Consider the following 22,708-nt stretch of genomic DNA (forward strand, 5'->3'; position numbering starts at 1 on the left):
ATCTCCTCCTGTTCAGCGGCCAATCTACGGAGTGTTCCCATGACAAATATCGAAAAGGTTCTCTATACCGGCAAGACCCGCACCACCGGCGGGCGCGACGGCGCTTCGCAAAGCGACGACAGCCAGCTCGACATCAAGCTCTCGCCTCCCGGCAGCGCGCGGCCCGGCACCAATCCCGAGCAGCTTTTCGCCGCCGGCTGGTCCGCCTGCTTCATCGGCGCGATGGGCATTGCCGCCGGCAAGCTGAAGTTCAGGCTTCCCGCGGAGACTGCGGTGAATGCCGAAGTCGATCTCGGAACGACGGACGGCGATTATTTTCTGCAGGCCCGTCTCAAGGTCAGCCTGCCCGGCATCGAGCCGGATGTCGCCAAGGCGCTTGTCGACGAGGCGCACCGGACCTGCCCGTATTCGAAGGCGACACGCGGAAATATCCATGTCGAGCTGAGCATTGCCTGAAGGCGGCAGCGGAAAGGAAACAGGGCGAGGCCCAGCCGGGCTTCGCCGATGGAGGGTCCAATGAGATTGATGATTATCTGCGTTCTGGCAGCTGCGGTCTTCGCCGCCCCCTGTATCTACGACATCAGCTCGCACGAGCCATCGCCGCTTGCGGGCCTTGTAACGGCGGCTTTCGCGGTTGAGCAACCGCTTTTCTGAATTCAACAGGGAGAATGACAGTGAAACTCTACCAGAACGAAATTTCTTCTGCGACCTCAAGGGTCCGGATCGCGCTGGCGCTCAAGGGGCTGACGGCAGAGGCACTGCCGGTGAGCATTCTCGGAGAAGATGCCGAGAGCCGGCAGGCCGGCTATCGCAACGTCAACCCGCAGGGGCTGGTGCCGGCCTTGCTGACGGATGGCGGCGTGCTCATCACCCAATCGCTGGCGATCGTCGAATATCTAGATGAGGTTCAGCCAGAGCCGCCGCTGCTGCCCGATACGGCTGAAGGCAGGGCGCAGGCCCGTTCGATCGCGCTTGCGATCGCAGCCGAGATCCACGCGCTGCTGCCGCCGCGGATCGGCCTGCATCTGAAGGCTGCCTTTCAAGCCGATGCCGACACCGTTGCCGCCTGGAGCCGTCATTGGGTCGGCGAGGGAATGGCCGCGGTCGAGACGATGATTGCCGGCCGCAGGAATGGCGCTTTCGCCGTCGGAGACAGGCCTGGCATAGCCGACATCTTCCTCTTTCCACAGGCGATCAGCGCCCGACGCATGGGCTTCGACCTTGCCCGGTGGCCTGATATCGCGGAGATCGTCACCAAGCTGGAGACGATACCGGCTTTTCATGAGAATGCGCCGGCGCCGAGAAAATGATCCGATTGATGAAGACGCAGCCAAAAAGGATTTCGTTCTCCACACGACGTCCTCGTCGGCCTTGTGCGCCTTGTGCCGAGGATCTGCTGTCCTATCGAGTGGAAGCAGATGCTCGGGACACAGCCCAGGGACAAGCCCGAGCGTGACGGAAGGACTTTGCTTAGCGGTTGACCCTTGCCTGCAGCTGCGGAGAGTAACGGTCGCCATCGATCTTGAAAGACATGATCGCGGTGCGCATCGGTCCGACATGCGGTCTGCCGACCTTTGGCAGCGTCTATGCCTGGGAGTTCGAGCGCGACGGGCACGAGTTGAAGGTTCGCGTCGAGGGGCAGCTGACATTCAACACTCTTCGGCTGAATGCGGCGCTCGCCGGCGCGGGGCTGGCATATCTACCGGAGGATGCCGTGCAGGCGCATCTTGCCGACGGGCGGCTGCTGCGTGTGCTGGAGGATTGGTGTCCGCCGTTTCCCCGCTACCACCTCTATTATCCGAGCCGCCGGCACGCCTCGGCGGCCTTCGCCCTCGTCGTCGATACGCTTCGTTATCGAGGGTAGATCCCGCTCGCTCCGGGCACCCGGACCCGGGACTTACGATCGGGCCTCTTCGAGCCCGACGACGCCGGCGATGAAATCGGCAATGGCGCCTGTGTCGTCCAGATCGAAGACGGGCAGGGACGTATCGGCGACAGCATGATCTGCGGCGATGGCGCAGATATGGGGATCGCTCGGCGCCAGCGGTTGGCGGTTGGCAGCCTCCAGGCGGCGGGCCTCGATTTTCGGGATGGGCTCGCGCTTGTAGCCTTCGATCAGAACGAGATCGCAGGGGGCGAGACGGGCGAGGATTTCCTCGAACTCGGGTTCGGGCGCGCCGCGCAGCTCGTGCATGATGGCGTAGCGGGTGCCGGAGACGATGGTGACCTCGTGGGCGCCGGCCTCGCGGTGGCGGTAGCTGTCGGCGCCGACCTTGTCGATGTCGAAATCATGATGGGCATGCTTGATCGTCGAGATCCTGTAGCCGCGGCGCGTAAACTCCGTCACCAGCCGGACGGCGAGCCCCGTCTTGCCCGAGTTCTTCCAGCCGGCGATGCCGAAGATTTTGGGTGCGGTCATACGCGAAGGGCCTCCAGCCAGCGTTGCGCCTCGACAAGATCGTCCGGCGTATTGATGTTGAAGAAGGGATCGAGCAGGCTGGCGCGGGTCGGATGCAGCGGAAACGCCACTTCCGTAACGTCATGCCGTAACAGGAAGTCGCGCACGCGGCGTTTCTCGTCGGTGGCGATCCAGGCTTCGAGATCGGCGGCAAGCGTCACCGGCCAGAGCCCGAAGACGGGATGGCTGCGGCCTTCGGAAGCAGCGATGGCGATCTGCGACGGGCGTTCGATCGCTGCCGCCAGCCGGGCGACGAGATCGGCCGGGAAGAACGGGCAATCCACCGAGACGGTGACGACATGGGTGATCCCGGGAAGGCCGGCGGCATAGAGCATGGCCGCATGGATGCCGGCCAATGGCCCGGCCTTGCCGGGAAAACGGTCGGGGACGACAGGCACATCTTCCGTGGCGAGATCGGCGTTGACGGCGACGGCGGCGACCTGCTGCGCGAGGCGGCTCAGGACATGGTGCAACAGGCTTTCGGTTCCGAGCATCACGCTCGCCTTGTCGCGGCCCATGCGCTGTGAGCGGCCGCCGGCCAGCACGATGCCTGCTATATCGGATCTGTCGAGCGAGAACTCCGTCATCATCCTGCCTCAAACCGGTGAGCGCGGCGCGGATTCCTGCGCGATCGGCGGCACCCGGCGCTTGGCTTCACGATAGAACGTATAGAGGCCGGAAGCGATGACGATCGCGGCGCCGAGCAGCGTCAGGCTGTCCGGCACTTCGGCAAAGAAGAAAAAGCCGAGCAGCGAGGAAAAGATCAGGCTGGTATAGCGGAACGGCGCGACGAAGGAGATTTCGCCGGTGCGCATGGCGAGAATGACCGACTGGTAGCCGACGAGCACCAGCACCGAGGCGAGCAGCAGATGCCCGAGCGACGTGGCGCTGACCGGCTGCCAGCCGCCGAGCACCGGGATGAGCAAAGCACCGAAGAAGGAGATGGAGATGGCGGTGATGACGGTGATCATCAGCGAGGGAATCTCCGGATCGATCGAGCGGGTGGCGAGATCGCGGCCGGCCGTCGTCAGCACCGCGCCGACGCAGAGCAGGGCGGCGGCGGTAAAACCTTCCGGGCCGGGACGGATAATGATCATCACGCCGACGAGGCCGACGAGGATCGCCGACCAGCGCCGCCAGCCGACCGGCTCGCGGAAGAACAGCGCGGCACCGAAGGTGACCACCAGCGGCAGCGATTGCAGGATCGCCGAGGCGTTGGCGATCGGCATCATGCCGAGCGCGGTGATATAGGTGACGGCGGAAAACATTTCGCAGATGATGCGGAGGATGATGACCGGCTTGAGCACGATGCGCCAGGAGCGCAGGGCGCCCATTTTCCTGGCGATCAGATAGACGAGCAGGCTGGTGAAGAGGCCGCGCAGGAACATGATCTCGCCTGCGTTCATATGGGCGATCACCGATTTGGAGAGAGCATCGCTCGCGGAAAAGCCAGCCATCGCCATGCTCATATAGATGGCGCCCTCAGTATTGCGTGACCGCGACATGAAGAGATTCCCTTTACCTGTGCGCCCCTTCTTAGTCGGGAAGAACCATGAAGGGAATCGGATGAATGTCACACCCGGGATAAATCGATGATGCGGCGCACAATGGTGCTGACGTCGCGGCAAGTGCATGTTTGGAAACCGCGGCAAGTGAACGTTTTACAATGCGAATTCCGATATTTCCAATGCGTCGATGGAAGCTCCCGTCCTGCTCGGCAATTCAGTTGATCGCCGGCCGATAGCATCGATTGCCGGCGGTTTTCGTTTGCCCGCGCGGGAAACGGGTGGCTGCGTCGCCTGATGTTTGAGATTTGGGATGCCTCGACAACTGAGGAGAAACGGACATGACACTTCTGAACGACAAGGTCGCAATCATCACCGGCGCAAGCTCCGGCATCGGCCGCGCGGCGGCGAAACTCTTTGCGCGGGAAGGTGCGAAGCTCGTGGTCACCGGAAGGCGACAGACGGCGCTCGATGCCGTCGTCGGCGAAATCGAGGCGGAGGGTGGGCAGGCAGTCGCGATATCGGGCGACGTCAGGGACGAGGCGCTGCAGGCAAGGCTTGCCGATACGGCAGTCTCGCGCTTCGGCCGGCTCGATATCGGCTTCAACAATGCTGGCATCCTCGGCGAGATGGGGCCGGTCGCCGGGCTGTCGCTGGACGGCTGGCGCGAGACGCTCGAGACCAATCTCACCGCCGCCTTCCTCGGCGCCAAACATCAATCGGCTGCGATGGGACAAGGCGGCGGATCGCTGATCTTCACCTCCACCTTCGTCGGTTACACCGCCGGCATGCCCGGCATGGCCGCCTATGCGGCGAGCAAGGCGGGGCTGATCGGCTTCGTGCAGGTGCTAGCCGCCGAACTCGGGCGGCAGAACATCCGCGCCAACGCCCTGCTTCCCGGCGGCACCGACACGCCTGCCAGCATCACCAATGCGCCGGATGCTACGCCGGAAGTCTTGGCTTTTGTGGAGGGGTTGCATGCGCTGAAGCGCATGGCGCAGCCGGAAGAGATCGCCAATGCGGCGCTCTTCCTTGCGTCTGATCTGTCGAGCTTCGTGACGGGGACGGCGATGCTCGCCGATGGTGGGGTTTCGATCAGCCGGACGTAGGGTGGGCGAGGGCAGGATCGGCACCCGATGGCCGCGGACCTGTCCATCCGCCACCGATGGCCATGCGCCGCGGGGCTATTTTCGCGACCAGAGACGAATCCTCTAAGCGGCATCGAAAGGCGCGGCCGAGCGTGCAATTCATTTGGCGCCACCAATTCGCGAGAAAGCGGCCAGAACAGTGCGCTCGGACTGCATCAGATACGCCTCAAGTGCCGCTGAGGCTTCGGCCGTCCTCCCTGCCTCAAGCTTTTCAAGGATTGCCGCATTAAGGTCGACGTAAGGAGCGTGCAACAGCTCGGGATCGGAGAGCAGGCCGAAGCTGAGACGCAGCTCTGCGGCGATCTGCGCATAGAAAGTGTTCAGACGGTGACTGTCGGCGAGATCTACGATCGCCGCGTGAAAGACCATGTTCTCACTGCCGACCATACCCCAATCCTTGGCCTCGCGCGCGAGCTTGGCACGCGTGACTGCCGCGCGCATTCGTGCCACCGCCGGATGGTTAGGATACGCCTTGGCGAGCGCCTGGCATTCGATCACACGGCGCACGCGATAGATGTCGATGATCGAGGCCATACTGGGTGTGGCGACAAAAACGCCGCGATTGGGCTCGTGCCGCAAGAGCCCTTCTTTTGTCAGGAGCCGGAATGCCTCACGCAAAGAGTTGCGCGACACATCCAGACCGGCACTTAGCGCTGCCTCGGAAAGGCGCTGGCCCGGCTTCAATTCGCCAGCAATCAGTTTGTCGCGGATTTCCTCCGCCAGGCGCGGCGCAAGCGCCGATGTGATATTTTGTTCGACCATCAAATCCTCTAATACGCAGACACGAATGAAACCTCCGCGCCCTTGCGCACCGGTATAGCGGTTTGCATCTCCGGGAGCCATAAGAGGAGTGGCTTGACCACGCGGACCGGGGCAACGCCAGACGCCGTACATGGCCCATCGGGCAGACAGAAAATGAAAGGCCCCGCAACCGCTTACTTATCGTTGATGCACGGAAGGAGGCAAGATCCACTTCGGATGTGGCCGGAACTTGCAACAATCAATGACATCTCGCCCAAGTGAGTTTGTTGCGGTCGAAGGGGGTTATTTGGTAGAACGATACAGCAGAATCGTTGAACAATCTTGACAGAATTGTAAAACGTGTCACCGTGATGCCTGTCAACAAACCTAGGCAGCCCGCCGAGATCTCGGCGTCGGTCTGCACATAAGGAGGGGTTCATGGAACAGTCAGCAATTTCGATGACAACCGTTGCGCCGGCGCGGATGTCGGCCAAGTCGCGCCGCGCTGCGCTAATGGCGGCCATCTTCCTGATGGCCACGTCTGCCATCGGTCCGGGCTTCATCACCCAGACGGCGACGTTCACAACAAAACTCGGTGCGGCCTTCGCCTTCGCGATCCTTGCCTCTATCCTGATCGATTTCGTCGTTCAGCTGAACATCTGGCGGATCGTGACCCTGACGAAGATGCGGGCTTCCGATCTCGCCAACGCGGCCCTCCCGGGCTCCGGCTATCTGCTCGCAATTCTCGTCATCGTCGGCGGATTATTCTTCAACATCGGCAACATCGGCGGCACAGGCCTCGGCATCAATGCGATGATCGGCCTTGATCCGAAGCTTGGCGGGGCGATCAGCGCGCTGCTTTCGATCGGCATCTTCCTGTCGAAGCGTGCCGGCATGGCGGTCGATCGCTTCATTGTCCTGGCCGGCATCCTGATGATCGCCTTGACCGTCTATGTTGCATTCGCATCGGCTCCGCCAGTCGGCGACGCGCTGTTCCAGACCTTTCTGCCGTCCACCATCGATTTCGCCACTATCACCACCATCGTCGGCGGCACGGTCGGGGGCTATATCACCTATTCCGGCGCCCACCGACTGCTCGACAAGGGCACGGTCGGCATCGAGAATCTCGGTGCGGTCAACCGTGCAGCACTGACGGGCATCGCTGTCACCGGCCTCATGCGCTACGTGCTTTTCCTGGCCGTCCTCGGCGTGGTTGCGGGCGGAGCCGTCATCGATGTTTCCGGCGCAGGTGCCAATCCGGCTGCCCAGGCTTTCCAGGCCGCCGCTGGCAACATTGGTCTGCGCATCTTCGGCGTCATCCTCTGGGCTGCTGCGATCACCTCGGTCATCGGCGCCGCTTACACCTCGGTCTCGTTCGTCACGATTTTCAAGAGAGACATCACCGAACGGGCGCGCAACATCGCGACTGTCATCTTCATTGCCGTGTCGCTGTTCTTCTACGTGATCATCACCACGCCGCCGGCGCAGATGCTGATCTTCGTCGGGGGGCTGAACGGACTGATTCTGCCGATCGGCCTGTCGATCTTCATCTATGCGGCCTGGGCCCGGTCCGACCTGATGGGAGGCTATCGCTATCCGCGTTGGCTGCTGGTGCTCGGCGTACTGGTCGGCGCACTGACCTGGTACATGGGCTACAAGTCGATCGGCCCGATCTTCGCGCTGCTTGCCGCGTAACGCGGGACGAGGAGGGCGCGGGCGCGCCTTTAAGCCCGGGCCCCGCTCTGACTTTTTGAATTAATCACGCTTTCGGTTCGGGCAGCCCGGCCGACATCGTTCGTGATTCACAGGGGAGATTTGACATGACTGCCATCGATCTGAACAGCGATCTCGGCGAAAGCTACGGCGCCTGGCGCATGGGCGACGACGCGGCTATGCTGGCCATCGTCTCCAGCGCCAATATCGCCTGCGGCTTCCATGCCGGCGATCCGCTCGGCATTCTGAAGACTGTCAAAGCCGCCGCTGAAAGGGGCGTTTCGGTCGGAGCCCATGTTTCCTATCCCGACCGCGTCGGCTTCGGACGGCGCGACATGGGCGTCACCAGCGCGGAACTGACCGCCGACGTCATTTATCAGATAGGCGCGCTGAAAGGCGTCGCCACTGCTGCCGGCGTCGTAGTCGGCTACGTTAAGCCGCACGGCGCGCTATACAACCGCATTGCCCACGACCCAATACAGGGCCAGGCGGTGATCGACGGCATCAAGGCGATCGATCCGGATCTGGTTCTAATGGGCCTGGCCGGAGCACCCATCCTCAAACTCGCGCACAAATCCGGCCTCAAGACCGTGGCCGAGGCTTTCGCCGACCGCGCCTATACGCCCGGCGGGGAACTCGTTTCGCGTCGTGAACCGGGCGCAATTGTGCACGACACAACCGTGATCGCCCGTCGCATGCTGCAACTTGCTCACGAGGGTACGATCGAAGCGATCGACGGCTCGACCATCAAGGTCGATGCTCAGTCGATCTGCGTCCATGGCGACAGCCCCGGTGCTGTAGCGATCGCCCAGGCGATTCGTCAGGCCTTTGAGACCGACGGGATCACCGTTCGCTCGTTTCTGGCGGCGTGAGCATATATTTGGAGGAAACCATGATTGCGATTGAGAACCTTGGCCACATCGATGCCGAAGCGGCGCGCCTCGCGCGCCGGCGCTATCGGGCCGGTAGTGCCGAGCCGACGTCGGGTGTGGCGCCGGGATTTACCCAGGCAAACATGCTCGTCCTGCCGCGCGACTGGGCCTTCGATTTCCTGCTCTTTGCGCAGCGCAATCCGAAGGCCTGCCCATTGCTTGACGTTTCCGATCCCGGCTCGCACATGACGCTTCTGGCTCCGGGGGCCGACCTTCGCACGGATCTGCCGCTCTATCGCATCTGGCGCGACGGCAAGCTCGCCGAGGAAATCGCGGACGCGACGAAGGCCTGGGCGGAACGCGCCGACCTCGTCAGCTTCCTCATCGGTTGCAGCTTCACCTTCGAAACGTCGATGGCCGAGGCGGGCATCGAGATCCGGCATATTACCGACAAGTCGAACGTTCCGATGTATCTGACCAACCGCGCCTGCCGCCCGGCAGGCCGGCTGCGCGGCAACCTGGTCGTGTCGATGCGGCCGATCAAGGCGAGCCGCGTTGCCGATGCTGCGACAATCTCCGGCCGGTTCCCGGCGGTGCATGGCGCGCCCATCCATATCGGCGCGCCGGAAGAAATCGGCATCCGAGACCTGTCGAAGCCGGAATTCGGCGATCCGGTGCGTGTCGAGCCGGGTGAAATCCCGGTGTTCTGGGCCTGCGGTGTGACTCCGCAGGCCGCCGTGATGGCATCCGGCGTGCCCTTTGCCATCACCCACGCGCCAGGGCATATGTTCATCACCGACATTCCCGACACCGCCTATCACGCCTGAGGATCCGATGCGCTTCCTGCCCGTCAACCTGACGACCCTTTTGGTCGAACTCGACGATCTCGACCAGACGCTGGCGCTGTTTGCTTCGCTCGAAACCGATCCGGTGGAGGGCATCGAAGACATAGTGCCGGGCGCACGCACGCTGATGATCGGCTTTCGCGCAGAAAGGCTCACCGCGGAACGGCTTGCCGGCGAGATCGCCACCCGCGACCTTTCGGCCCGCATCGCGCCGTCCGACCAGCTCGTCGAAATCCCGGTTCAGTATGACGGCGAAGACCTTGCCGATGTGGCGCAACTGACCGGTCTGTCAGTCGAAGAGGTCATCCGTCGTCACACCGAGAGCACCTTCACCGTCGCCTTCTGCGGCTTTGCCCCCGGTTTCGGTTATCTTGTCGGTGGTGATCCCGCGCTGCAGGTGCCGCGGCGCAAAAGCCCGCGGACTCGGATTCCGGCAGGTTCGGTTGCCCTTGCTGGCGCCTTTTCCGGCGTCTATCCGCAGGCAAGTCCCGGCGGCTGGCAGATCATCGGCACGACGCTGGAAAAAATGTGGGACCTGTCGCGCGATCCGCCGGCCTTGTTCCAACCCGGCTACCGCGTGCGCTTCTTCGATCTCGAAAAGCGGGCGGTTGCGATTTCCACTCCGGCGACGAAGGTCGTAGATCCAGGCCCGGCCGAGTTCACCGGAGAGGCTGTGACACTAAAGGTCCTGGCCGCACCCATGCCGGCACTGTTTCAGGACCTCGGCCGCTTCGGCAAGACCGGCCAGGGCGTGTCCTCCTCAGGCGCGCTCGATCGAGGGGCACTCAAGGCTGCCAACCGCGTCGTCGGCAATGCTGCGGGCACCCCGTGCCTCGAAATCATCCTCGGCGGATTTTCTTTCGAGGCGTCGGGCCGGGCGGTGATGGCACTGACCGGCGCGCCCTGTCCGATATCGATCCGCGATGCCTTAGGGCGCACCATTGCCGCCGAAACCTATCAGCCCATCTCGCTGGAGCCCGGCGATGTGGTGACGCTCGGCCATGCGCCGCGCGGCATGCGAAGCTATCTTTCGATCCGCGGCGGTCTCACTGTCGAGCCGGTGCTCGGCAGCGCCTCGACCGATACGCTTGCCTTCATCGGCCCGGACCCGGTCACGGCAGGGACGATCTTGACACTGCAAACGGCGACGCAGTTTCTCGGCAGCGTATCGCTTTCCGAAGCGCCGGCCTTCGCCTTTCCGGCTTCCGGCGAGATCGTGACGCTCGACGTGATCATGGGACCACGCAGCGACTGGTTCACCGAGGCCGGCATCACCAGTTTCTCGGGTCAACTCTGGCAGGTGACCCCACAGTCCAATCGTGTCGGTATCCGTCTTTCCGGCGACATCGCGCTCGAGCGGAAGGACAAGACGGAACTGCCGAGCGAGGGAACCGCGACCGGCGCGATCCAGGTGCCGCATAGCGGCCAGCCGGTGCTTTTCCTTGCGGACCATCCGTTGACCGGCGGTTACCCGGTCATCGGCACGGTCGCCGAATATCATCTCGATCTCGCCGGGCAGATCCCGGTCAATGCCCAGATACGCTTCCGGCCCGTGACGAGGTTTGCCGATGTTCGGCCGCACGTGCCCGACACCAAAGCCCGGCCGCCGAGAAATAAATGAGGAGACATCCATGCAGAAAGTCTTGATCGCCAACCGAGGCGAGATTGCGGTGCGCATCATCCGGGCCTGTCGCGACCACGGCCTGCAATCGGTCGCCGTCTATGCCGATCCGGACATGGATGCGCTCTTCGTCAAGCTGGCGGACGAAGCCTACGGGCTCTCCGGCAGCCGTCCGGCGGAAACTTATCTCGATATCGACAAGCTGATCGACATTGCCAAACGTTCGGGCGCCGACGCCGTTCATCCCGGCTACGGGTTCCTGTCCGAGCGTGCGGAGTTCGCCCGAGCCGTCATCGATGCAGGCCTCATCTGGATCGGACCGGATCCGCATGTCATCGAAGCGCTTGGCGACAAGGTCGAGGCCCGGCGCATTGCGCTGAGTGTCGGGGCGCCCCTCGTCGCTGGCAGTGACGGTCCGGTCGAGACCGCTGCGGAAGTCACCGCCTTTGCTGAGAAACACGGTCTGCCCGTTGCCATCAAGGCGGCGCATGGCGGCGGCGGACGCGGCCTGAAGGTCGCCTGGAAGATGGAGGAGGTGGCGGAACTCTACGAATCCGCCGTGCGTGAGGCCAAGGCCGCCTTCGGCCGCGGCGAGTGTTTCCTCGAACGTTTCCTCGATCGTCCGCGCCACATCGAGGCGCAGGTGCTGGCTGACAAACATGGCAATGTGCTGGTTCTCGGCACCCGTGACTGCTCGCTACAGCGGCGCAACCAGAAGCTCGTCGAGGAGGCGCCGGCACCGTTTGTTTCCGACGCTCAGCGCCAGTCGATCCACGACGCCGCGAAGAAGATCTGTGCGGCGGCCGGCTACTCGGGGGCGGGAACGGTCGAGTTCCTGCTCGGTGTCGACGGTACGATCTCCTTCCTCGAAGTGAACACGCGCCTTCAAGTCGAGCATCCGGTAACCGAAGAGACGACCGGCATAGATCTCGTGATCGAGCAGTTCCGCATCGCCGATGGCCTGCCGCTGCGCGTCACCGAAACGCCTGCCCCGCGTGGCCACTCGATCGAGTTCCGTATCAACGCCGAAGATCCCGGCCGTGGCTTCTTGCCGACACCCGGTGCGATCACGGCTTTCGACGCGCCTTCCGGTCCCGGCATCCGTCTCGACACCGGCGTCGGCGTGGGCTCGACCGTTCCCGGCACCTTCGATTCGCTGATGGCGAAGCTGATCGTCACGGGTAGTACCCGTGAGGAGGCGTTGAGCCGCGCCCGCCGTGCTCTGAAGGAGTTCAGGATCGAGGGCGTCGCAACGGTCCTTCCCTTCCACCGCGCCGCGATCGAGACAGAAGAATTTATCGGCGAGACAGGATTCAAGGTGCACACGCGCTGGATCGAGACCGGCTTCGCCGATCGGCTTTCGGCCGTCGCCCGACCCGAGCCGGTTGCCGATGGCCACCTGATCCGCACCCACGTCGAGATCGATGGCAAGCGACATGAACTCGGCATTCCCGCGGCGCTCCTTGCCGGTCTCGGCGGACTTGCAGGCGCGGGTAGCGGAGGTCCGACAGGGGCAAAGACCGACGACGCAGCGACCATAACCGCACCGATTTCCGGCACGCTGCAGGCGTTCAAGGTCGAAGATGGCGCGGAGGTTGCTGTCGGTGATCTCATCGCCGTCATGGAGGCGATGAAGATGGAAACCCAGGTCACGGCATCGAGGGCAGGCAAGATTCGGATCAAGGCAGAGGTTGGCGGATATCTTCAGGCGGGAGCGGAAATCGCCCGCTTCGAGGAGCCGGTGTCCTCTGCTCCACCTACGACATGATCAACCCGCCGTCGACATTGATCGTCTGGCCGGTGATGTAAGCGGCGTCGTTGCTGGCGAGGAAGGCTACCAGGCCGGCGACGTCCTCGCCGGAGCCGGCGCGCTTCATCGGGATGCCTTCAACCCATTCCTTCATCAGTTCGCCGGGGCCGTAATTGCCGAGCAGCTTGCCCCAGGCCTGGTCGTTATAGGCCCACATGTCGGTTTCGATGATGCCGGGGCAGAAGGCGTTGACGGTGATGTTTTCGGTCGCGACTTCCTTGGCGAGGCTCTGGGTGATGCCGACGACGCCCATTTTTGAGGCGGCATAGTGCGGGGTGTAGATGAAGCCGTCGCGGGCCTGGCCGGAGGCGGTGTTGATGATGCGGCCGCCGCGTTTGTGCTTGCGCATGCGCGCTATCGCCTCCTGAGCGCAGAGGAAGACGCCCTTGGTGTTGACGGCCATGACCTTGTCCCACTCGTTTTCGGTCAGGTCCTCGATGCGGGCGATGGTGATGACGCCGGCATTCTGGATCGAGACGTCGACCGCGCCGAATTCATTTTCGGCGGCGTCGTAGAGCGCCTTGACGCTCGCCTTGTCGGTGACGTCGCCGATGAAGGAGATCGCCTTGCCGCCGTCGGCCCTGATCGCTTCGGCAACGCCGTGGACCAGATCCTCATTGGCCGAGACCACGAGATTGGCGCCTTCGCGCGCAAAGCGCCTGGCGATGGCGGCGCCGATGCCGCGGCTGGCGCCGGTGATAACGACAGTCTTGTTTTCGAAGCGTTTCATCCTCTTTCCTTTCAGATATCCCTCGGGAGACGGCAAATCCGCTGAACGAGTTCGCGCAGTCTTGAGCGCCCATGACGGCGCCGTGGCCTCAGCTTGTTCCATCGGCGGGAAGGGCGGGCGGACGACGATATCGCGCGCCGTCTTGCCCGTTGGTCCCTTCAGCGCCTCGATCTCAGCCAGGGAGGAAGCGAGATCGGTTCATGTTCCAGTTGCCGGCAACGAGCTTTATTGTTCGCATCACCAGCAGCAGAAACCGCCGTCGACGAGAAGATCGACGCCGGTCACGAAACTTGCCGCATTCGACAGCAGGAAGACCGCCGGCCCTACCATTTCGTCGACCGTTGCCATGCGCTGCATCGGTGTCTGCTCTTCGAAGAGCTTGGTCTGGTGAACCATCTCCGGACGGGTGTTCATCGGCGTTGCCGTATAGCCGGGGGAGATGGTGTTGACGCGAATGCCGCGGCCGACCCATTCCATCGCCATGGATTTCGACATATGGATGACGCCCGCCTTGGAGGCATTGTAATGCGCTTGGCTGAGGCCCCTGTTGACGATGACGCCCGACATGGAGGCGATGTTGACGATGGAGCCGCCTCCATTCTTCAGCATGGCGCGGGCCTCGGCCTGGCAGGACAGGAATATGCCTTTCAGGTTGATATCCATCAACGTCTGGTACTGATCCTCTTCCATATCCTCCGCCGGGTTCGCATTGGCGATGCCTGCAGCGTTGACGGCCAACGTCAAGGCGCCGAGGTCCGCTTCGGTGCGTGCGACTGCCTCTGCGAGGGAAGATTTGCTCGTAACGTCAGCCGCGATCTCGATCGAGCGGCGGCCGGCGGCGCGAATATGCTCAGCCGTCCTGGCCAGTCCGTTGTCGGTTCGACGGTCGAGCAGCGCCACATCAGCGCCGCATTGCGCAAGGCCGATGGCAATGCGCTGCCCGATGCCGCTCCCGGCACCGGTTACGATGGCAACCCCGCCGCTGAGGTCGAAAAGCTTCGGGGCGTTCAGAGTGATGTCAGACACCGCTCTTCCTTTCTCTGTCTGTTAAATGGTCGCTAACTCCATGACCGAGACGTCATTGGCCTGGTCACGATCGAGGATGCCTGCCTGCTTGCCCTGGGCAAGCACGAGAATGCGATTGGAAACGCCGAGGACTTCCTCGAGGTCGGAGCTGACGACGATGACCGCCACACCCTGTTTGGCAAGGTTGACGATGATGTCGTAGATGCCCGCGCGGGCGCCGACGTCGATGCCTCGCGTCGGTTCGTCGAGGACCACGACCTTGGGCTCGCGCAAGAGCCACTTCGCGATCACGACCTTCTGCTGGTTGCCGCCGGAAAGGTCGGAGGCGTATTGCTCGGCGCGGCCCTTGACGCCGAACTTGGCAACCGCCTTTTCCGCGAAGGAGCGCTTGATGCGCGGCGTAATCCAGCCACCGCCGAGTTTATCGAGATTGGCGTAGATAATGTTCTCGCTGATCCGGTGCCCGACAATCAGACCCTGCGCCTTGCGGTCTTCCGGAACCATCACGACGCCCTTGGCGATCGCGTCGGCCGGGTCGCGCAGCCTGAGCTCCTCGCCTTCGAGCTTGATCGAGCCTGCACTGATTGGATCTGCTCCCGAAATCGCACGCACCAGCTCGGTGCGACCGGCGCCGACCAGTCCGGCGATGCCGAGAATTTCGCCGGCCCGCACCTCGAAGGTCACGTCGCGGAAAGAGTCATCCGGCGAGCTGAGCCCGGATACCTCAAGGACCGGGCGGTCCGTCGGAATGGGCAGGGTAGGGAACAGGCGATCAAGCGGGCGTCCGACCATGCTCTCGACGATCGTTCGCACCGGGGTGGCGCTGTCTGAGAATTCTTGCACCCGCTCCCCGTCGCGAAGAACGACGATCCGGTCGGTGATCTGCTTGATCTCTTCCATGCGGTGGGAAATGTAGACGATGCCGACACCTTCCGAGCGAAGCTTGCGAACCTGTTCGAACAGAGCTTCCGTCTCCGCGCCGCCAAGGGCGGCTGTCGGTTCATCGAGGATCAGGAGCTTGGCGTTGAGAGCCAGCGCCTTGGCGATCTCGATGAGCTGTTGATTTGCCGTGGAAAGACCGGCGACCATTCGTGTTGCCGGTATATGGAGGTTCAAACGCGCGAGCTGGTCCTGGGCCCGGCGAACCATCTGGGCACGATCAACGACGCCGTTCTTCATCGGCCAGCGTCCGATGAAGACGTTTTCCGCAATCGACAGCTGCGGCAGAAGCTGCAGTTCCTGATGGATCAGGACAACGCCCTTGTCGATCGCTTCGCGTGGGGTGGCCGGGGCATAAGGCTGCCCCAGCCATGTCATCGATCCCTCGGAGGGTGTGCGTGAGCCGGCGATGATGCCTGACAGCGTCGACTTGCCCGCTCCGTTTTCACCGAGAAGTGCAACCACTTCACCGGGATAGACGTCCAGGCTGACATTCTTCAGAACCTGGAGCGGACCATACCACTTGGATATGCCCCTCAGGGAAAGAACCGGATCAGTCACGGCACACCTCCTCAAGACCTCGACTTCATTAGAGCGCCGTGCGTCCTTTCGGACGTACAAAGGACGCTCTAACACTTTCAATCCTCGCATCGTGCTTTCCGAAAATCGTTCCCGATTTTCGGGTCGATGCGTTAGGGATGGTTGGCGATGAAGCCTGCGACGTTTTCCTTGGTTGTCAGCGTGGCATCCAAGAGCTGTACCGGCGGCACTTTTTCACCGGCGACAAGCTTGGCGGCGTTTTCGACTGCATCGCGGCCCATTTTCTGCGTCTGCTGCGTCGCCGTCACGTTGAAGACGCCCTTGCTGAGGGCTTCGAGAGCCGCGGTGTCTCCATCGAAGCCGCCGACCACGATCTTCTGCGAGGGATTTGCGACCTTGATTGCCTGAGCGGCGCCAAGCGCGAGACCATCGGCCTGTGCGAAGACGATCGAGACATCAGGATTTGCCTGCAGCATATTCTGCATGATCTGGAAGCCTTCGTCCTGGCTCCAGATGTTCGAATATTGCTCGGCGACAACCTTCACATCAGGATAGGCCTTGAGCGACTCACCGCAGCCCTTGGAGCGATCGACTTCCGGCGTCGTGCCCTTCTGGCCGTGGATGATGACCATCTTCCCCTTGCCGCCGGCTTCCTTCAGGATGTAGTCGCACACCGCCTTGGCAGACGCGACGGAATCGGTTGCGAGGAATGTATCGCCCGGCGCGCCGTCGGCGTTGCGGTCGACGTTGACAACAGGGATGCCGGCGTTCTTCGCGAGCTTGACGGGAACGGTCGCCGCTGCCGCACCTGCCGGAATGTAGATCAGCGCGTCGATTTTCTGGGTCAGAAGATCCTGGATCTGATTGACCTGCGTCGGCCCGTCACCCTTTGCGTCGACGGTGATGACCTCGATGCCGCGCTTCTTGGCTTCGGCCTCGACCGATTGCTTGATCTGGTTGAAGAAGTTTGCCTGAAGGTTGGCAACAGCCAGGCCAAGCTTCTTCAGTTCCGCCGCGTGAACGGGACCGAGCGTGAGGCCGAGCAGTGCAGCGGACGCGAGCATGGTGCGCGCAATTTTCATTGTAGTTCCTCCGTTGTTTGATGGACCCTAGGGTATGTCCTCCCCCTTGGGTTATTGATCCGCCCCGAATTTCCGGGACGGAATTCCGTGTCCGCCAACGCGGCGGCCCATGCGCGTCAGGCGCGACGCCGACGAATGGTCTCTGCGCCGACCGCGAGCACGATGACGATCCCGATGATCACCTGCTGAAGGAAGGGCGAGACGTTGAGAAGATTGAGACCGTTGCGAAGCACACCGATGATCAGGACGCCGATCAGCGTTCCCCCGATGCCGCCCGCGCCGCCGGAGAGCGATGTCCCGCCGATGACGACGGCGGCGATGGTGTCCAGTTCATAGCCCAGGCCGCTGGACGGCTGGACGGAATCCAGGCGGGCGGCGAGCACGATGCCTGCAAGCCCCGCAAGGACGGCGCTCACGACATAGACTGATATCGTCACCAGCGGGACGTTGATGCCGGCGAGCCGCGCGACTTCGGGATTGCCGCCCACCGCATAGAGCATGCGGCCTTCGGAGCGGAAGTGCAGGAAGAGCCAGGCCGCAAGAACAACCGCGAGCATGAGGAAGACCGTGGCAGTCATGACGCCGAAATGGCGATCGATCGCCAGCATCATGAACCAGTCGGGGAAGCCGACGATCTGCTGGCCGTCGGTGATCATGTTCGCAACGCCGCGCGCCGCCGACATCATCGCAAGCGTGGCGATGAAGGCTGGAACCCTGAACTGCGTCACCAGAAGTCCGACGATCAGGCCTGATGCCGCCGATGCGATCAGCGCAAAGGCGATACCGACCGGCAGCGGCAGACCGGCGACGTTGGCGGTCCAGCCCATGACCATCATCGCTAGGGCGAGTGCGGAGCCGACGGACAGATCGATGCCGCCGATCAGGATGACGAAGGTCATTCCAACCGCCATGATGCCGAGGACGGTGATCTGGTCGAGGATATTGAGGCCGTTTCGAACCGAAAGAAACGTGTCGGTGCTGAAGCTCAGAAAGATGCACAGCGCGAGCAATCCCACGAGCGGTCCGGTGGCTCCCTTGAGCTTACCGAGCCAAGCGCCGGACGAAAGCCTTTGTTCATTGATATCGAGCGCCACCATTGCTCCTCCCTATGCCTAGGCTTGTATCCGATATTTGTGCAAGCTAGAATAATTATTCACCAGTGCTGGAAAATTCATTAACAACTTGCTTTTCGACTGTCAACAGGATTTGTTCCGGCATGGTGCTGCCAGCTGTTCGTTTAGAGGCTTGACTAATTGGTATGTTGTGCAAAAATATTGAATAGTGAATATTTATGCATTAAAGAGGAACCCATGGATACGACAGAACTTGAGCGCATCGCCCGCGAGATCCGATTGCGCGATCTCCAGGCGGTCTTTGAAGCGGGCGCCGGCCACATCGGCGGGGAGATGTCGGTCATCGACATTTTGACGGCGCTCTATTTTCGTGTGCTGAATGTCTGGCCGGATCAGCCGAGGCATCCCGACCGCGACAGGTTCGTTCTTTCAAAGGGACATACGGCATGCGCTCTGTATGTGACGCTCGCAAAACGCGGCTTCATCCCGGAGGAGGAGATTTCCACCTTCCTGCAGCCGCATTCGAGGCTGAACGGGCATCCGAACTGCAACAAGGTTCCCGGCGTCGAAACGAATACCGGGCCGCTCGGCCACGGTCTTCCGGTTGCAGTCGGAATGGCGAAAGCCGCTAAACTCTCGGGCGCTGGATATCACACCTATGTCGTCACCGGCGACGGCGAGATGCAGGAAGGGTCGAACTGGGAAGCGATCATGGCGGCAGCCCAGTTCAAGCTCGACAACTTGACCTTGGTCATCGATCACAACAGGTTCCAGCAGGGTGCGGCGCTTGCTGAAACCAATGATCTCGCTCCACTTCGGCCGAAGCTCGAAGCCTTCGGCTGGGAAGTTACCGAGATCGACGGCAACAATATGCGCGAGATCGTTCCGGCTCTCGAACACCAGGGGTCAAGACCGCATTGCATCGTCGCCCATACCAATAAGGGCCACGGAATCTCCTTCATGCAGGACCGGGTCGAATGGCATCATAAGGTGCCGAGCAAGGAACAATACCAAATCGCATTGGCAGAATTGTCGGAGGCACTGTAATGAACGCGCCAGTAAACCCACCCAAGCTCCACGATTGCCGCGATGCATTCGCCTCTACGCTCGAGCGGCTGGCAGCTGAAAACGAAACGATCGTTGCCGTCTGCAACGACTCTGTCGGTTCCTCCAAGCTCGGCGGCTTCAAGTCGAGGTTTCCGGAACGCCTCGTCAATGTCGGCATCGCGGAGCAGAACATGGTCGGCGTCGGAGCAGGGCTCGCCAATGGCGGGCGGCTGCCCTTCGTGTGCGGCGCTGCTCCGTTTCTCACGGGGCGGTCGCTGGAGCAGATCAAGGCCGACATTTCCTACTCGAACGCCAACGTCAAGCTGGTGGGGATCTCGTCCGGAATGGCATATGGCGAACTCGGTCCGACGCATCACTCGATCGAAGACTTCGCCTGGACGCGGGTTCTGCCCAACCTTCCGGTCATTGCACCTTGTGACCGCATCGAAACCGCTGCTGCCGTTGCGTGGGCGGCGACCTACAACGGCCCCTGTTTCCTGCGTCTGTCACGCGTCGGCGTGCCCGATCTCCTTCCGGAAGGCCACAGGTTCGAACTCGGCAAGGCAAATCTCCTTCGCCAGGGTTCCGACGTCACCCTGATCGCCAACGGCACCTTGACCCATCGCATTGTGAAGGCTGCCGAGATTCTCGCAGAACGCGGCATCGATGCCAGGGTGCTCAACCTCGCAACGGTTCGTCCGATCGACGAGGAGGCCATCATCGCCGCGGCTAGGGAAACCGGGGCGATCGTCACGGCCGAAGAGCATTCGATCTTCGGCGGGCTCGGCTCCGCGGTCGCCGAAGTGGTGGTCGACTATGCCCCAGTCCCGATGAAGCGTCTCGGCGTTCCCGGCGTCTACGCCCCGACCGGTTCGGCAGAGTTTCTGCTCGACGAATACGGAATGGCGCCGTCGGCAATCGCCGACGCTGCACAGGCGCTGATCAAGCGCAAGTAACTGGGGATCGCGTGAAGCGGCCGGGGCGCATTTTGGCGCCGCGGCCGCCGCCTGATCAGTGGAGGATAGAATGCGGGCAATTCTGGCAATCGACCAGGGCACGACCAATTCAAAGGCAGTTCTCGTTTCCGAAAAGGGAGACATCATCGGAAGGGGTTCGGCTCCTGTCGGCATCTCCTATCCGAAGCCGGGCTGGGTCGAGCAAGACCCACGTCGGCTCTACGCCTCGGTCTGCGAAGCGATCGACGCCTGCCTGAAGGCCGGCCCGGCTGTGAGCATCGAGGCGGTCGCCATTTCCAACCAGCGCGAGTCCGTTACCGCCTGGGACGCGGAAACCGGAGAGGCGCTCGGACCGGTGGTCAGCTGGCAGTGCCGTCGAACGGCGCAGGATTGCGAACGTCTGATCGCCGAAGGCCGCCTCGACCGTGTGCAGGCGCTGACCGGCCTGCCATTGGATCCGATGTTCCCGGGTTCGAAATTCCGATGGCTGCTCGACCGTATTCCGGCCGGGCGGCCGGTGCGGCTGGGAACGATCGACAGCTGGCTCGTCCACTGCCTGACGGGCGGGCGCCGGCATGTCTGCGACGCTTCGAATGCCGCCAGGAGCCAGCTGTTCGATCTCCGGGAACAGAGATGGAGCGAGGAGCTTGGCGAGATCTTCGGCGTCGATATCGCGCTCCTGCCCGAGGTGCTCGACAGCTCTGCCGATTTCGGCAGAACGCAAGGATTGCCAGGGGTGCCGGATGGCACTCCCATCATGGCCGCGATCGGAGACAGCCACGCTGCCCTGTTCGGTCACGGCGCATTCAAGCCGGGCGACGGCAAGGTGACCTTCGGAACCGGCTCTTCGGTCATGACGACGCTGCCGCAATTCATTGCCCCGCGCAACGGCATCACAACCACCGTTGCATGGCGCATCGGGGGAAAGCCGATTTTCGCTTTCGAAGGCAATATTCTGGTTTGCGCCGCCAGCCTTCCCTGGATGGCGGATATTCTCGGCCTTGAAGATGTGGCGGCCCTTGTCGAACTTGCGGCGAGCGCTGCGCCGGGTGGACCCGGTTTCGTGCCGGCCTTCGTCGGACTGGGGGCGCCTTACTGGAATTCGAACGCCCGTGCCCTGTTCTCGCAGATCAACTTCAATACGACACGGGCGCAAATGGCCCGGTCGGTAACCGATTCCATCGCCTTGCAGGTGCATGATGTGATCGCGGCCATGCGGGCACAGAGCGGCGGCGAACTCGGCGCGCTCTATGTGGATGGGGGGCCGAGCCAGAACCGTTTCCTGATGCAATGCGTCTCGAACCTCATCGACCATCCCGTGATCCAATGCGAAGCCCCCGAGGCATCGGCTCTGGGCGCTGCCTATCTGGCGGGGCTGTCACTCGGCTTGTGGAGCGATCTCCATATTGTCTCGGAGCTGCCGCGGAACACCCAAATCATTGAGCCGCAACCCGTGGATCGAGCGGTTCTTCTCGAGACCTGGAATGATGCGCTTGCCCGCTCGACGTCCCGCGAAACACAGGCTAAAGGTGAATAAAAATTCACTCTGGGATTAGCGATGACTCGCCTCAACGAACTCCGCCTCATTTCAAGAGTCGCCCAGATGTATCATATCGAGGGACGGCGGCAGGCGGAGATCGCACAACACCTTCGCCTGTCGCAGGCGACGGTATCGCGCATGCTCAAGCGTGCCGAAGCTGAAGATATCGTCCGAACGAGCGTGATCCCTCCCGTCGGCACCTACAGCGAGCTCGAGAGCGCGCTTCGCGAAAAATACGATCTGCCGGAGGCGATCGTCGTCGAATGCACGGAAGATCGGGACGGAGCCATCATGGCCCGTATCGGCGAGGCGGCCGCACATCTCCTGGAGGTGACGCTTGCGCCGGGGGAGATTATCGGCGTTTCGAGCTGGAGCCAGACCATCTTCAAGATGGTCGAGAACATTCATCCGCAGAAGAGCGCTCAGGCGAAGTACGTCGTCCAGACCCTGGGAGGCATGGGCGATCCTTCCGTGCAGACGCATGCGACGCAGCTGACCACGCGGCTTGCGCGGCTGACCGGCGCCGAGCCGAAACTGCTGCCCGTGCAGGGTGTTACGACATCCAGAGAGGCAAAACTTCTGATGCAGGCCGACCCGTTCGTCCGCGAGACGATGGACCTGTTCGGCAGCATAACGCTGGCGATCGTCGGCATCGGGGCCGTCGAACCCTCCGAACTTCTCGCTCGATCCGGGAATATCTTCTCGTCGCGCGAACTCTCTGATCTCGCAGAAGCGGGCGCCGTCGGCGATATCTCGCTTCGCTTCTTCGATAAAAACGGCAAGCCGGTCAAAACACCCCTGGACGATCGGGTCATAGGGCTTCCACTCGAGGACCTCGAACGGGTGGACCGGGTCATCGCCCTTGCCGGCGGAGCGAAGAAGACCGACGCTATTTCGGGCGCGCTCCGGGTGGGGGTCATCGACATGCTGGTTACGGACAAGTTTACGGCGCAGCGATTGATCGACTGAAGAGGGCAGGTGGAGCGCCCGCCTCGTCCTTCGAGGCTTCGCCTATGGGCTACGCGCCTCAGAGCTTGTGAAGCTTTTAAATCTGGTGCGTTT

21 protein-coding genes and 1 pseudogene are annotated in these 22,708 nt (G+C 62.4%); 13 read left to right on the forward strand and 9 right to left on the reverse strand.

Annotated features, from left to right (window positions below; translation table 11 throughout):
• Positions 1-39: 39 nt before the first annotated feature.
• The 3 genes and pseudogenes from CO655_RS19915 to CO655_RS19925 form a co-directional block, all read left to right on the forward strand.
• Positions 40-456 (forward strand): organic hydroperoxide resistance protein, encoded by a 417-nt coding sequence (locus CO655_RS19915; protein ID WP_097666097.1) that lies wholly within the window; start codon positions 40-42, stop codon positions 454-456.
• A 218-nt stretch (positions 457-674) separates the two neighbouring features.
• Positions 675-1,310 (forward strand): maleylacetoacetate isomerase, encoded by a 636-nt coding sequence (maiA, locus tag CO655_RS19920; RefSeq protein WP_097605238.1) that lies wholly within the window; start codon positions 675-677, stop codon positions 1,308-1,310.
• A 254-nt stretch (positions 1,311-1,564) separates the two neighbouring features.
• Positions 1,565-1,864: pseudogene (locus CO655_RS19925) on the forward strand (LysR substrate-binding domain-containing protein); the annotation flags it as partial.
• A 33-nt stretch (positions 1,865-1,897) separates the two neighbouring features.
• On the opposite strand, the gene mobB reads toward CO655_RS19925, so the two are convergent.
• The 3 genes from mobB to CO655_RS19940 are packed head-to-tail and all read right to left on the reverse strand — an operon-like array spanning position 1,898 to position 3,963.
• Positions 1,898-2,419: a molybdopterin-guanine dinucleotide biosynthesis protein B gene (gene mobB, locus CO655_RS19930; protein WP_097666099.1), complete on the reverse strand. Its 522-nt coding sequence runs from the start codon at positions 2,417-2,419 to the stop codon at positions 1,898-1,900.
• On the reverse strand, positions 2,416-3,045 hold the full coding sequence (mobA, locus tag CO655_RS19935) for a molybdenum cofactor guanylyltransferase MobA (protein WP_097605435.1): 630 nt from the start codon (positions 3,043-3,045) through the stop codon (positions 2,416-2,418). Before mobA ends, mobB begins: the two co-directional genes overlap by 4 nt.
• 9 nt (positions 3,046-3,054) lie before the next feature.
• Positions 3,055-3,963 carry a DMT family transporter gene (locus tag CO655_RS19940; RefSeq protein ID WP_097605236.1) on the reverse strand — a complete coding sequence of 303 codons (909 nt, stop codon included), beginning with the start codon at positions 3,961-3,963 and terminating at the stop codon, positions 3,055-3,057.
• Between the two features lie 341 nt (positions 3,964-4,304).
• Between CO655_RS19940 and CO655_RS19945 the strand changes: the two genes are divergently transcribed.
• Positions 4,305-5,072 carry an SDR family oxidoreductase gene (locus CO655_RS19945; RefSeq protein WP_097666101.1) on the forward strand — a complete coding sequence of 256 codons (768 nt, stop codon included), beginning with the start codon at positions 4,305-4,307 and terminating at the stop codon, positions 5,070-5,072.
• 138 nt (positions 5,073-5,210) lie between these two features.
• Here the strand turns inward: CO655_RS19945 and CO655_RS19950 are convergent, their stop codons facing one another.
• Positions 5,211-5,873: a GntR family transcriptional regulator gene (locus CO655_RS19950; protein ID WP_097605234.1), complete on the reverse strand. Its 663-nt coding sequence runs from the start codon at positions 5,871-5,873 to the stop codon at positions 5,211-5,213.
• A gap of 417 nt (positions 5,874-6,290) precedes the next feature.
• On the opposite strand from CO655_RS19950, the gene CO655_RS19955 reads away from it, so the two are divergent.
• The 5 genes from CO655_RS19955 (at position 6,291) to CO655_RS19975 (ending at position 12,671) form a co-directional block, all read left to right on the forward strand.
• Positions 6,291-7,547 (forward strand): NRAMP family divalent metal transporter, encoded by a 1,257-nt coding sequence (locus CO655_RS19955; RefSeq protein ID WP_097605233.1) that lies wholly within the window; start codon positions 6,291-6,293, stop codon positions 7,545-7,547.
• A 125-nt stretch (positions 7,548-7,672) separates the two neighbouring features.
• On the forward strand, positions 7,673-8,437 hold the full coding sequence (locus CO655_RS19960) for a 5-oxoprolinase subunit PxpA (protein ID WP_097666103.1): 765 nt from the start codon (positions 7,673-7,675) through the stop codon (positions 8,435-8,437).
• Between the two features lie 20 nt (positions 8,438-8,457).
• Positions 8,458-9,264 (forward strand): putative hydro-lyase, encoded by an 807-nt coding sequence (locus CO655_RS19965; RefSeq protein WP_097605231.1) that lies wholly within the window; start codon positions 8,458-8,460, stop codon positions 9,262-9,264.
• A 7-nt stretch (positions 9,265-9,271) separates the two neighbouring features.
• A complete protein-coding gene (locus CO655_RS19970; RefSeq protein ID WP_097666105.1) occupies positions 9,272-10,903 on the forward strand; it encodes a 5-oxoprolinase/urea amidolyase family protein in 1,632 nt (543 codons plus the stop codon).
• A gap of 10 nt (positions 10,904-10,913) precedes the next feature.
• Complete coding sequence (locus CO655_RS19975; RefSeq protein ID WP_097666107.1) at positions 10,914-12,671, forward strand: biotin carboxylase N-terminal domain-containing protein; 1,758 nt, start codon at positions 10,914-10,916, stop codon at positions 12,669-12,671.
• Here the strand turns inward: CO655_RS19975 and CO655_RS19980 are convergent.
• From CO655_RS19980 to CO655_RS20000, 5 genes are all read right to left on the reverse strand, one after another.
• Positions 12,661-13,443 carry a glucose 1-dehydrogenase gene (locus CO655_RS19980; RefSeq protein WP_097666109.1) on the reverse strand — a complete coding sequence of 261 codons (783 nt, stop codon included), beginning with the start codon at positions 13,441-13,443 and terminating at the stop codon, positions 12,661-12,663. The two genes, CO655_RS19975 and CO655_RS19980, sit on opposite strands and share 11 nt — an antisense overlap.
• A gap of 237 nt (positions 13,444-13,680) precedes the next feature.
• Positions 13,681-14,469, reverse strand: coding sequence for an SDR family oxidoreductase (locus CO655_RS19985; protein ID WP_097666111.1), 789 nt, complete (start codon positions 14,467-14,469; stop codon positions 13,681-13,683).
• A 21-nt stretch (positions 14,470-14,490) separates the two neighbouring features.
• On the reverse strand, positions 14,491-15,969 hold the full coding sequence (locus CO655_RS19990; RefSeq protein WP_097666113.1) for a sugar ABC transporter ATP-binding protein: 1,479 nt from the start codon (positions 15,967-15,969) through the stop codon (positions 14,491-14,493).
• Positions 15,970-16,100: 131 nt separating this feature from the next.
• Positions 16,101-17,030 (reverse strand): sugar ABC transporter substrate-binding protein, encoded by a 930-nt coding sequence (locus CO655_RS19995; protein WP_097605225.1) that lies wholly within the window; start codon positions 17,028-17,030, stop codon positions 16,101-16,103.
• Between the two features lie 116 nt (positions 17,031-17,146).
• A complete protein-coding gene (locus CO655_RS20000; RefSeq protein ID WP_077989273.1) occupies positions 17,147-18,127 on the reverse strand; it encodes an ABC transporter permease in 981 nt (326 codons plus the stop codon).
• Between the two features lie 213 nt (positions 18,128-18,340).
• On the opposite strand from CO655_RS20000, the gene CO655_RS20005 reads away from it, so the two are divergent.
• The 4 genes from CO655_RS20005 (at position 18,341) to CO655_RS20020 (ending at position 22,615) form a co-directional block, all read left to right on the forward strand.
• Positions 18,341-19,150: a transketolase gene (locus CO655_RS20005; protein ID WP_097666115.1), complete on the forward strand. Its 810-nt coding sequence runs from the start codon at positions 18,341-18,343 to the stop codon at positions 19,148-19,150.
• Positions 19,150-20,106 carry a transketolase family protein gene (locus tag CO655_RS20010; RefSeq protein ID WP_097605223.1) on the forward strand — a complete coding sequence of 319 codons (957 nt, stop codon included), beginning with the start codon at positions 19,150-19,152 and terminating at the stop codon, positions 20,104-20,106. The genes CO655_RS20005 and CO655_RS20010 overlap by 1 nt, the downstream gene beginning before the upstream one ends.
• A gap of 70 nt (positions 20,107-20,176) precedes the next feature.
• Positions 20,177-21,643 (forward strand): FGGY-family carbohydrate kinase, encoded by a 1,467-nt coding sequence (locus CO655_RS20015; RefSeq protein ID WP_097666117.1) that lies wholly within the window; start codon positions 20,177-20,179, stop codon positions 21,641-21,643.
• 21 nt (positions 21,644-21,664) lie between these two features.
• Positions 21,665-22,615 carry a sugar-binding transcriptional regulator gene (locus CO655_RS20020; RefSeq protein WP_097605221.1) on the forward strand — a complete coding sequence of 317 codons (951 nt, stop codon included), beginning with the start codon at positions 21,665-21,667 and terminating at the stop codon, positions 22,613-22,615.
• The last annotated feature ends 93 nt before the right edge of the window (positions 22,616-22,708 follow it).

It is taken from the genome of Rhizobium sp. M1 (genome assembly GCF_002531805.1).
In the GTDB taxonomy this organism is placed as follows: domain Bacteria; phylum Pseudomonadota; class Alphaproteobacteria; order Rhizobiales; family Rhizobiaceae; genus Rhizobium; species Rhizobium etli_C.

Coding starts and splice junctions, on each gene's coding strand:
- CO655_RS19955 (WP_097605233.1), top strand. CDS start 6,291: ATGGAACAGTCAGCAATTTCGATGACAACCGTTGCGCCGGCGCGGATG.
- CO655_RS19960 (WP_097666103.1), top strand. CDS start 7,673: ATGACTGCCATCGATCTGAACAGCGATCTCGGCGAAAGCTACGGCGCC.
- CO655_RS19945 (WP_097666101.1), top strand. CDS start 4,305: ATGACACTTCTGAACGACAAGGTCGCAATCATCACCGGCGCAAGCTCC.
- CO655_RS19950 (WP_097605234.1), bottom strand. CDS start 5,873: ATGGTCGAACAAAATATCACATCGGCGCTTGCGCCGCGCCTGGCGGAG.
- CO655_RS19995 (WP_097605225.1), bottom strand. CDS start 17,030: ATGAAAATTGCGCGCACCATGCTCGCGTCCGCTGCACTGCTCGGCCTC.
- CO655_RS20000 (WP_077989273.1), bottom strand. CDS start 18,127: ATGGTGGCGCTCGATATCAATGAACAAAGGCTTTCGTCCGGCGCTTGG.
- CO655_RS19965 (WP_097605231.1), top strand. CDS start 8,458: ATGATTGCGATTGAGAACCTTGGCCACATCGATGCCGAAGCGGCGCGC.
- mobB (WP_097666099.1), bottom strand. CDS start 2,419: ATGACCGCACCCAAAATCTTCGGCATCGCCGGCTGGAAGAACTCGGGC.
- CO655_RS20020 (WP_097605221.1), top strand. CDS start 21,665: ATGACTCGCCTCAACGAACTCCGCCTCATTTCAAGAGTCGCCCAGATG.
- CO655_RS20010 (WP_097605223.1), top strand. CDS start 19,150: ATGAACGCGCCAGTAAACCCACCCAAGCTCCACGATTGCCGCGATGCA.
- CO655_RS19980 (WP_097666109.1), bottom strand. CDS start 13,443: ATGAAACGCTTCGAAAACAAGACTGTCGTTATCACCGGCGCCAGCCGC.
- mobA (WP_097605435.1), bottom strand. CDS start 3,045: ATGACGGAGTTCTCGCTCGACAGATCCGATATAGCAGGCATCGTGCTG.
- CO655_RS19915 (WP_097666097.1), top strand. CDS start 40: ATGACAAATATCGAAAAGGTTCTCTATACCGGCAAGACCCGCACCACC.
- CO655_RS20005 (WP_097666115.1), top strand. CDS start 18,341: ATGGATACGACAGAACTTGAGCGCATCGCCCGCGAGATCCGATTGCGC.
- CO655_RS19940 (WP_097605236.1), bottom strand. CDS start 3,963: ATGTCGCGGTCACGCAATACTGAGGGCGCCATCTATATGAGCATGGCG.
- CO655_RS19975 (WP_097666107.1), top strand. CDS start 10,914: ATGCAGAAAGTCTTGATCGCCAACCGAGGCGAGATTGCGGTGCGCATC.
- CO655_RS19970 (WP_097666105.1), top strand. CDS start 9,272: ATGCGCTTCCTGCCCGTCAACCTGACGACCCTTTTGGTCGAACTCGAC.
- CO655_RS20015 (WP_097666117.1), top strand. CDS start 20,177: ATGCGGGCAATTCTGGCAATCGACCAGGGCACGACCAATTCAAAGGCA.